An 8,447-nucleotide genomic window follows, 5' to 3' on the forward strand; every position below is an offset into this window, starting at 1 on the left:
ATCTACGATTTCGGGCTGCGGATCCCGGGCGCGGGGGGGGGCCGGGGGGGGGGGCCCCCCGCCCCCCCCCCGCCCCGCGGGGGGGGGGGGGGGGCGGGGCCGCCCGGGGGCCCCCGGCGCGGCGGCGGGGGGGTGGGGCGGTGGCTGGGCCCGGCGGGCCGGGGCGGGGGGGCGCCCCACGGCCGGCTCCGCGGCGGCGACCGGTTGCCGTCCTCGCGCGCGCTCGCCGGCCGGCTGGGAGTCAGCCGCACCGTCGTCACCGCGGCCTACGACCAACTGCACGCCGAGGGCTGGCTGACCGGGCGGCACGGATCCGGCACATTCCTCACGGCCGCTCCCGTTCCGGCGCCGGAACCTGCCGATCCGGCCTTCGAGGACGAAACCGCCTCGCCGCGATACGATCTGGCGCCCGGCGCACCCTGTGTGGCGGCGATCGACCGGGCCGCCTGGCGCCGTGCGTGGCGTTCGGCCTCCGACCGTATTCCCGTGGCGCGCAAGGATAGACGGGGCGATCCCGACTATCGGACCATGGTGTCGGAGCATCTGCTGCGGCACCGCGGCCTGGCGGCCGGTAGCGACACCGTGGTGCTGGCGACGGCCGGAACCAGCGCCGCCGTCGCCGAACTCGCCGCCACGCTGCTGCGTCCCGGGGCCGTGGTGGCGATGGAGGATCCCGGCTACCAGCGGGCGGTGGGCGCCTTCCGCGCGGCGGGCGTGCGGGTGGCGCCGGTGCCGGTGGATGCCGAGGGGCTGCGGGTCGACCTGATACCGCCCGGCGTGGCGGCGGTGTATTGCACTCCCGCCCATCAATTTCCGCTCGGCGCCCGCATGCCCGCGGGGCGGCGCGTGGAGTTGATCGAATTCGCCCGCCGCACGGGAGCTTTCGTGATCGAGGACGACTACGACGGCGAATTGCGCTACGACACGGCCCCACTGCCGCTGCTCGCCACGCTGGCCCCGGACGTGGTGGTGCATCTGGGGACCACGTCCAAGATTCTCAGTCCGACATTGGGCGTCGGCTGGCTCGTGGCGGCGCCCGCTGTCGCGAAAGCGGTGACAGCACACCGGAATACCACCGGGACGGGCCCCGCGCCGATCGGCCAGCAGGTGCTGGTCGAATTGGCACGGCACGGCGATCTGGCACGCCACCTGCGGCGGTTACGCCGCAAGATGCCGCCGCGGCGGGCGGCGGTGGTCGACGAGCTGCGCGGTCACGGTCTGGAGGTCCTCGGTGACGATGCGGGTTCCCATGTGCTGGTGGCGCTTCCGTCGGCCGCGGCGGAACAACGGGCCGTAGCGGCCGCAGGGCGACGCGGCGTCCTCCTCGACCGCCTCGCCCGGCACCACCTCGGCGAGCAGCGGAATTTCGGAGTGCCACTGGGTTATTCGGCGCTGTCGGAGACGGACCTGCGCACCGCCCTGGCGATCGCGGCGAAGTGCCTGGCGACCGCATAGGTCCGCTCGTCAGTCCGTCCCGACCAGCCGCAGCACGCTCACGCGCAGCCGCTCCTCGGCCTCCTCGACGCTCATGCGCCGGGCCTTGACCTCCTCCCCGGCGGCGTGCCCCAGCGCGATGACGGCGGCGGCCAGCCAGCTCGGCGGTTGCGTCCGGTCGAACTCTCCGGCACGTTGACCTCGGCGTATGAGTCGTCGCAGATAATCGTCGACGGGGACATGGCGGTCCCGATCGCCCTGGGGCGTCGCCTCCACCCGGTGCAGCACCGGATGGCTCTCGAAGGCGCGCCAGCTGATTTCGAGCATGCGCACGAGGGCGTCGGCCGCGGGGCCGCTGTCGGGGTCGGCGGCGTTCATCGCCGCGACCGTCCGCTCGGTCACGATATCCATCACCGCCGCGAGCAGTTCGTCGCGAGAGGCGAAGTGCGCGTACACGGTTTGGCGCGTGACTCCCGCCTCTGCGGCGATGGCGGCCAGCCCCGCGCCGGGCCGATCGGCGAGGAGCCGAGTCGCGGCCTCCAATATGGCCGCGCGGCTGCGCTCGGCGTCGGCGCGGCGACGCGGTGCACTCGAACTGACCAACTCTTACACCCTTGTCAAACTTACGGCCGAAGCCTAACGTTTACAGCGTTGTCAGAATTCTACGGCTGGAGCGCCCATGGACCACGCAGCACACCTCCCCCCGGAGCAGTTCATCGCCGACTTCTTCACCGGCTTCACCGACACGGCCCTGAGTGAGGGCGATCCGGGACAGATCGTCGACCGCTTCCACACCCCGGATGTGGTGGAGATCAGCGACGGCATCCGCATCGATCGCGAGCGCCTGGTTGCCCATCTGCGGCCGATCCGCAAGAACCTGCGGGACTACCGGATCGAGGTGCACGAGGCGCTGGCCGAGGGCGGCCGGGTCGCCGCCCGGCTGACCATCCATGCCCATATGCGCAACGAACGCCGGATCACGACCGAGCTGTACCTGTTCGGCGAGTTCACCCCCGACGGGCGAATGCGCCGCTCCCACGGGCTCACCCGCACCGTTCCGTAGCATGGTCCCATGACCGAACAGGACATTCTCTCGCGCATCAAAGACCTGGTGGATCGGGAGCATCAGCTGCGGTCCAAGGCTGAGGGCGGGTCGCTCGATCCGGAGCAGGAGCGCGCCCAGCTGGCCGATCTCGAGGTGATGCTGGACCAGTGCTGGGACTTGCTGCGACAGCGGCGCGCCCGCACCGACCGGGGCGAGAACCCGGACGAGGCCCAGTCCAACTCCGCCAAGCAGGTCGAGGGGTACCTCCAGTAACGGATACCATCGCTGGATGGTGGCAACGACAGATATCACGACCGCCGACGGCATCGTGCGGGGTCGTCGGGGCCGCCGCGTGCTGCGCTGGCGGTCCATCCCCTACGCCGCTCCCCCGGTCGGTGACCTGCGCTTCCGGGCGCCGCAACCGGTCCAGCCCTGGACCGGCGTACGGGACGCGACCGACTTCGGGTTCGCGGCCATGCAGCACCGGCGCGGGGCCCTCATCGGCCCGCGCCGCTCCCAGCCGACCGCCGAGGACTGCCTGACCCTGAATGTCACGGCGCCGATCTCACCGTCGTCCGCGCCGCGGCCGGTGCTGGTGTTCATCCACGGCGGCGGCTACGTGCTCGGCACGTCGGCGCTGGGCCTCTACTCCGGAGCACGGCTGGCGTTGCGGGGCGACGTGATCGTGGTGTCGCTCAACTACCGGCTCGGCGCCTTCGGTTACGTCGACTTCAGCGAGTTCTCCACCGCGGAAAGGCCTTTCGAATCGAATCTGGGCCTGCGTGACCAGGTGGCGGCGCTGGGCTGGGTGCAGCGCAATATCGCGGCATTCGGCGGGGATCCCGGCAATGTCACCATCTTCGGTGAGTCGGCGGGCGCGCACGCCGTGGTGAGCCTGCTGGCCACACCCGCGGCGGCGGGCCTGTTCCATCGGGGCATCGCCCAGAGCGCTCCGGCGGACTGGGCGATGACTGCTGAGGAGGCGCGCGACTTCGCCCGCCGCTGTCTGGACAACCTCGGCGTCGCGAGGGAGGACGCCGCCACAGCGCTCACTACCTTGGGCGCCAACGACATTCGCAAGGCGGTCGACCGCGCCGTCGGGCAGGTGCTGTGGGAACAGCCGGGCAGCTTTCCCGCCGCGCCGGTGGTCGACGGCGACTATCTGCCACAGGCGCCCGTCGACGCCTGCGCCGACGGCAGCGCGCACCCGGTTCCGCTGATCATCGGCACCAATCGCGACGAGGGCACGCTGTTCCAGCGCTTCGACCGGACGCTGCCCACCACCGCGGCACAGTTGCACACCGCGCTGTCCCGGTGCGGTGGCGAAGACCTCGAAAAGCGTGTCGTCGCTGCCTATCCGGGGTTTCCGGGCCGTCGCGCGGCGGTGCGGATGGGCGGTGACTTCGTCTTCTGGCGGCCCACGATCGCCCTGCTGGAAGGGCACAGCAAGCATGCGAGCTGTTACGCGTATCGCTACGACTTCGCCCCGCGCGCGGTGCAATTGGCCGGATTCGGGGCGACGCACGCGCTCGATCTGATCCCGGTGTTCGGCGGCGTCGACACCGCGGTCGGGCGGGCCATGACGGCGGCCGGCGGACAGCGCGGATTCCGCGCCGTGCAGAACGAGTTCCAGGAGAACTGGCTGGCCTTCGCGCGCACCGGGAAACCGCTCGACTCCTGGCCGGAGTACTCCGTGGAGCGGCGCAGCACCCGGATCATCGACCATCCGGCGCGGGTGGAAGTGGACCCGGAGCGCGCGAAACGTCTTGCGTGGGAAGGCGTCCGCGTCCCGGCGCTGGGGTAACTACTTCAGCAGGCGCGACATCCTGCGGTCGGCGAGAATCTTGCCGCCGGTCTGACAGGTCGGGCAGTACTGGAACGACTTGTCGACGTAGGCGACCTCGCGGACCGTGTCGCCACACACCGGGCACGGCAGGCCGGTGCGGGCGTGCACCTGCATGCCGGAACGCTTCTCGCCCTTCAACCGGGCGGCGTCCTGGCCGACGGAACGGTTCACCGCGTCGGTGAGGATGGCACGCATGGCCTCGTAGAGCAGCACCGTCTTCTCCGGGGCGAGCGAGCCCGCCGTGGCGAAGGGGGACAGCTTGGCCGCGTGCAGGATCTCGTCGGAGTAGGCGTTGCCGATGCCCGCCAGCAGCGTCTGGTCGGTGAGCGCGGTCTTCAGTCGCTGCGAGGTGCCGCGCAGGATCTCGGCGAACTGCGCCTCGGTGACCGCCAGCGCGTCGGGACCCAGCCGCGCGATGCCCGGGACAGCCTGCGGATCCTCGACCACCCAGACCGCGAGGCGCTTCTTGGTGCCCGCCTCGGTGAGGTCGAAGGCCGGGGTCGCGCCCTCGGGAGTGAAGAAGTGCACGCGCAGGGCGAGCGGGCCCTTGCCCGGCTTGGGCGGGTTCGGACTCGGCTCGTCGATCCAGCGCAGCCACCCACCTCGGGACAGATGCGTGATCAGCCACAGGCCGCCGCAGTTCAATCCCAGATGCTTTCCCCAATGCCCCGCCGCGAGGACGTCGCGACCGGACAGCGCGGTGATCGGCGGGTCGAATGTCTTCAGCACGCTCAGTGCCGCGACATCCACCCGCCCGACGACCGCGCCCACCGCATGCTCGGCGAGGAACCGCTCGAGCGCCGCGATTTCGGGTAACTCGGGCACTCTCGCAGACTACCGGCCACCACCGACATCGGCGATCACTCGCCGTCGTGCACGGTGATGACGTAGCCCTCCGGGTCGGCGAAGGCGAAATGCTTGCCGAACGGACCGTCGGCGATCGGCCGCACGATCGGGACCCCGGCCGCGGCCAGCTCGTCGTGCAGCGCGGGCGCGTCGTCGGCGTGCAACCACAGCGCCACACCCAGCCCGGGCCGCGGCACGGCGCTCAGGTCGACACCCGGCAGCGGCTCGCGCACCGCGAACGGGACGGGCCGGGTGTCGAAGACGACGGCGCCGGGCGGGGCGGCCGCGGCTCGGCGCAGACCCAGCCGCTCCTCGTAGAACGCGGCGGCGCCTGCCAGATCGCGCACCTGCAAGCCGATGAAATCGAATCCGGTGACCTTCACGATGACCTCCTATGTCAGAACTTTGACATGCAAGACGGTACGTGCGGCCACTCGGCATGTCAAACTTCTGACATGGATCGGACGGAACTCGGCAACCTGGTCGGTTACGAACTCAAACGGGCGCAGGCGGCGCTGCGGGCAACCATGGACGCCCGGCTGCGGCGGCACGACTTGACTGTCCCGCAATACGTCTGCCTGGAACTGCTCGACGGCGACACCGCCCGCTCCAACGCGGACCTCGCCCGCGACGCGTTCGTCACCCGGCAATCCATGAACGTGGTGCTACGCAACCTGGAAGCCGCCGGCCTGGTCACCCGCCCCGACCAGGCCCCGCACGGCCGGGCGCTCCCCGCTCAGCTCACCCCGGCCGGAACCGAGCGCCTCCGCGCCGCGCGAGCCGACATCCTGACGATCGAACAGCGCATGACCGCCGACCTCACCGCCGAACGCCTGCGGCACCTGCTGTCCGACCTGAAAACCATGGCGACAGCCCTGGGCGAGCCCGCGCAGGACCACACGGCCTGATGCGGGGTCAGCGGCGTCGCAGCAGGTAGATGTCCATGATCCAGCCCTTGGCCGCGCGGAGTTCCTCCCGCCGGCGCACGATCGTATCCGCCACCTCGTGCAGGGGGCCTTCGATCAATATTTCGTCCGGCATGCCCAAGTAGGCGGCCCACCAGATATGTAGATCAGCGCCGGGGACGGTGGTGAAGGAGGCTTCGCCGTCGAGCATGACGAGGGTGGATTCGCCCGGGGCGACGCCTTCCTCGCGTAGCCGGCGACCGGTGGTGATGTGGACAGGCTCGCCGATCTCGTGCAGGACGATGCGATGTCGCGCGGCGAGCGCCTGGGCGCTGGTGATGCCGGGAATCACGGTGTGCTCGAAGCGCAGCACACCGCGATCGAGCACCCGGCCGATCATGCGCAGGGTGCTGTCGTACAGGGACGGGTCGCCCCACACCAGGATGCCGCCGACCCCCTCGGTACCCGCGAACGCCGCCTCCAGCAGGGCGGCCCGGCGCTCGTGCCAATCCTCGACCACGCCACGGTAATTCGCGTCTCCGACGCTGCGCTCGCGGGGCGGGTCGGGTATCTCGACGGTCCGGTAGGGGCGGTCGGTGTGCGCGGTGAGGATGGCGGTGCGCACCGCCACCAGCTCCTGTTTCGCGTCGCCCTTGCCGATGACGAAAAACGTGTCCACCCGGCGCATGGCCTCGATGGCCTGCACCGTTACCTGGGTGGGATCCCCCGCGCCGATCCCGATCACATAGAGCTGCCGCACGCCGCTCAGCTTGCCAGGCGCGCCACGACGCCTGTCACCCCTGCCCGCACCACGCTCGGCCGTGCGTAGACTCGGCCCACATGGACGGCGTCCGAACCCCTCCCGCTCACCGCGACACGCAGTACGAGGACCTGCTGCGGCACGTGCTGGACACCGGAACGCCGAAGGCGGACCGCACGGGCACCGGCACCCGCAGCGTCTTCGGCCACCAATTGCGCTACGACCTCTCGGCGGGCTTCCCCTTGATCACCACGAAACGGGTGCATCTGAAGTCGATCGTGTACGAGTTGCTGTGGTTCCTGCGCGGCGATTCGAACGTCGGCTGGCTGCGCGAGCACGGCGTCACCATCTGGGACGAATGGGCCGACGCCGCAGGCGAACTGGGCCCCGTCTACGGCGTGCAGTGGCGTTCCTGGCCGACACCCGACGGCGCGCACATCGACCAGATCTCCCAAGTCCTGCACACTCTGCGCACGGATCCGGATTCGCGCCGAATGCTGGTGTCGGCGTGGAACGTCGCCGAGCTGGACAAGATGGCGCTGGCGCCGTGCCACGCGCTGTTCCAGTTCCATGTCGCGGGCGGCCGACTGTCCTGCCAGCTGTATCAGCGCAGCGCGGACCTGTTCCTCGGCGTCCCGTTCAATATCGCGAGCTACGCCCTGCTCACCCACATGGTCGCCCAGCAGTCCGGCCTGGAGCCCGGCGATTTCATCTGGACCGGCGGGGACTGCCACATCTACGACAACCACGTGGAGCAGGTCCGCGAGCAACTGCGCCGCGAGCCGTATCCCTTCCCGCGCCTGCGCCTGCGCCCCGCACCCTCGCTGTTCGACTACACCTTCGAGGACGTGGAGGTCGTCGACTACCAGCATCACCCCGCCATCAAGGCGCCGGTCGCGGTATGAAACCCGGAACGGCACGAGTAGGCCTGATCTGGGCCCAGACCCCCGACGGCGTCATCGGCGCCGACAACACCATCCCGTGGCGAGTCCCCGAGGATATGGCGCACTTCAAAAAAGTGACCTCGGGCCACCCCGTTCTCATGGGCCGCCGCACCTGGGATTCCCTCCCCGAACGCGCCCGCCCCCTCCCCGAACGCCGCAATATCGTGATCACCCGCCAGCCCACCTGGTCCGCCGCCGGCGCCGAACGCGCCACCTCCCTGGAAGAGGCCCTGAAACTAGCCGACGCCGACCTCACCTGGGTCATGGGCGGCGGCGAAATCTACCGAGCCGCAATGGCTTACGCCACCGAACTGATAATCACGGAGGTGAACACCAAGGTGAAAGGCGACGCCCACGCCCCCACCATAGGCCCCGACTGGCACATGGACTCCACCACCGACTGGCAACAATCCACCACCGGCCTACAGTTCCGCTGGCGCCGCTACCTGCGATAACAAAGCAAGCAAACCGAAACGTCCGAACACAGTTACCCCGATTACCACCTCCAACCACCCCCCACTCCCGCACAATAAAAAACCGAACCCATACACCAACCACCATGGTTTTCGGCGCGTCACGGGGGTTTTAGGGCGGATGCTCATGCCGCAAACCGAACCGGCCAAGGCCGCCCAACAACACCCCCCGCACGCGGAACACACCCCCCCCC

At 70.1% G+C, this 8,447-nt stretch carries 11 protein-coding genes; 7 read left to right on the plus strand and 4 right to left on the minus strand.

Annotated elements, in window-relative coordinates:
- On the plus strand, nucleotides 1-1,455 hold the full coding sequence (gene pdxR / locus QH470_RS30205; protein ID WP_280275773.1) for a MocR-like pyridoxine biosynthesis transcription factor PdxR: 1,455 nt from the start codon (nucleotides 1-3) through the stop codon (nucleotides 1,453-1,455).
- A gap of 9 nt (nucleotides 1,456-1,464) precedes the next feature.
- Here pdxR and QH470_RS30210 read toward each other — a convergent pair whose 3' ends face one another.
- Complete coding sequence (locus tag QH470_RS30210; protein WP_280275774.1) at nucleotides 1,465-2,037, minus strand: TetR/AcrR family transcriptional regulator; 573 nt, start codon at nucleotides 2,035-2,037, stop codon at nucleotides 1,465-1,467.
- 76 nt (nucleotides 2,038-2,113) lie between these two features.
- Between QH470_RS30210 and QH470_RS30215 the strand changes: the two genes are divergently transcribed.
- The 3 genes from QH470_RS30215 to QH470_RS30225 are packed head-to-tail and all read left to right on the plus strand — an operon-like array spanning nucleotide 2,114 to nucleotide 4,283.
- Entirely contained in the window at nucleotides 2,114-2,497 is a 384-nt protein-coding gene (locus QH470_RS30215) for a nuclear transport factor 2 family protein (protein WP_280275775.1), read from the plus strand.
- A 9-nt stretch (nucleotides 2,498-2,506) separates the two neighbouring features.
- On the plus strand, nucleotides 2,507-2,752 hold the full coding sequence (locus tag QH470_RS30220) for a DUF2630 family protein (RefSeq protein ID WP_280275776.1): 246 nt from the start codon (nucleotides 2,507-2,509) through the stop codon (nucleotides 2,750-2,752).
- A 16-nt stretch (nucleotides 2,753-2,768) separates the two neighbouring features.
- Entirely contained in the window at nucleotides 2,769-4,283 is a 1,515-nt protein-coding gene (locus QH470_RS30225) for a carboxylesterase/lipase family protein (protein WP_280275777.1), read from the plus strand.
- On the opposite strand, the gene QH470_RS30230 is transcribed toward QH470_RS30225, so the two are convergent.
- Both QH470_RS30230 and QH470_RS30235 read right to left on the minus strand, forming a co-directional pair.
- The gene (locus QH470_RS30230) at nucleotides 4,284-5,150 is read right to left on the minus strand and encodes an Fpg/Nei family DNA glycosylase (protein ID WP_280275778.1); all 867 of its coding nucleotides are present in this window, start codon (nucleotides 5,148-5,150) and stop codon (nucleotides 4,284-4,286) included. It lies immediately after the preceding gene.
- Between the two features lie 35 nt (nucleotides 5,151-5,185).
- The gene (locus tag QH470_RS30235) at nucleotides 5,186-5,554 is read right to left on the minus strand and encodes a VOC family protein (protein ID WP_280275779.1); all 369 of its coding nucleotides are present in this window, start codon (nucleotides 5,552-5,554) and stop codon (nucleotides 5,186-5,188) included.
- Between the two features lie 72 nt (nucleotides 5,555-5,626).
- On the opposite strand from QH470_RS30235, the gene QH470_RS30240 reads away from it, so the two are divergent.
- On the plus strand, nucleotides 5,627-6,079 hold the full coding sequence (locus QH470_RS30240; protein ID WP_280275780.1) for a MarR family winged helix-turn-helix transcriptional regulator: 453 nt from the start codon (nucleotides 5,627-5,629) through the stop codon (nucleotides 6,077-6,079).
- 7 nt (nucleotides 6,080-6,086) lie between these two features.
- Here QH470_RS30240 and cobF read toward each other — a convergent pair whose 3' ends face one another.
- Entirely contained in the window at nucleotides 6,087-6,836 is a 750-nt protein-coding gene (cobF, locus tag QH470_RS30245) for a precorrin-6A synthase (deacetylating) (protein ID WP_280275781.1), read from the minus strand.
- Between the two features lie 80 nt (nucleotides 6,837-6,916).
- Here cobF and QH470_RS30250 point away from each other — a divergent pair, with 80 nt between their 5' ends.
- Nucleotides 6,917-7,741: a thymidylate synthase gene (locus QH470_RS30250; protein ID WP_280275782.1), complete on the plus strand. Its 825-nt coding sequence runs from the start codon at nucleotides 6,917-6,919 to the stop codon at nucleotides 7,739-7,741.
- The gene (locus QH470_RS30255) at nucleotides 7,738-8,235 is read left to right on the plus strand and encodes a dihydrofolate reductase (RefSeq protein ID WP_280275783.1); all 498 of its coding nucleotides are present in this window, start codon (nucleotides 7,738-7,740) and stop codon (nucleotides 8,233-8,235) included. Before QH470_RS30250 ends, QH470_RS30255 begins: the two co-directional genes overlap by 4 nt.
- Nucleotides 8,236-8,447: the final 212 nt, after the last annotated feature.

Origin of the sequence: Nocardia wallacei (genome assembly GCF_029868745.1) — a bacterium.
Lineage (GTDB): Bacteria > Actinomycetota > Actinomycetes > Mycobacteriales > Mycobacteriaceae > Nocardia > Nocardia wallacei_B.

What these genes read in the sequence shown, in the direction of transcription:
- QH470_RS30250 (WP_280275782.1), top strand. Translation starts at nt 6,917, where the DNA reads ATGGACGGCGTCCGAACCCCTCCCGCTCACCGCGACACGCAGTACGAG.
- QH470_RS30225 (WP_280275777.1), top strand. Translation starts at nt 2,769, where the DNA reads ATGGTGGCAACGACAGATATCACGACCGCCGACGGCATCGTGCGGGGT.
- QH470_RS30240 (WP_280275780.1), top strand. Translation starts at nt 5,627, where the DNA reads ATGGATCGGACGGAACTCGGCAACCTGGTCGGTTACGAACTCAAACGG.
- QH470_RS30255 (WP_280275783.1), top strand. Translation starts at nt 7,738, where the DNA reads ATGAAACCCGGAACGGCACGAGTAGGCCTGATCTGGGCCCAGACCCCC.
- QH470_RS30220 (WP_280275776.1), top strand. Translation starts at nt 2,507, where the DNA reads ATGACCGAACAGGACATTCTCTCGCGCATCAAAGACCTGGTGGATCGG.
- QH470_RS30215 (WP_280275775.1), top strand. Translation starts at nt 2,114, where the DNA reads ATGGACCACGCAGCACACCTCCCCCCGGAGCAGTTCATCGCCGACTTC.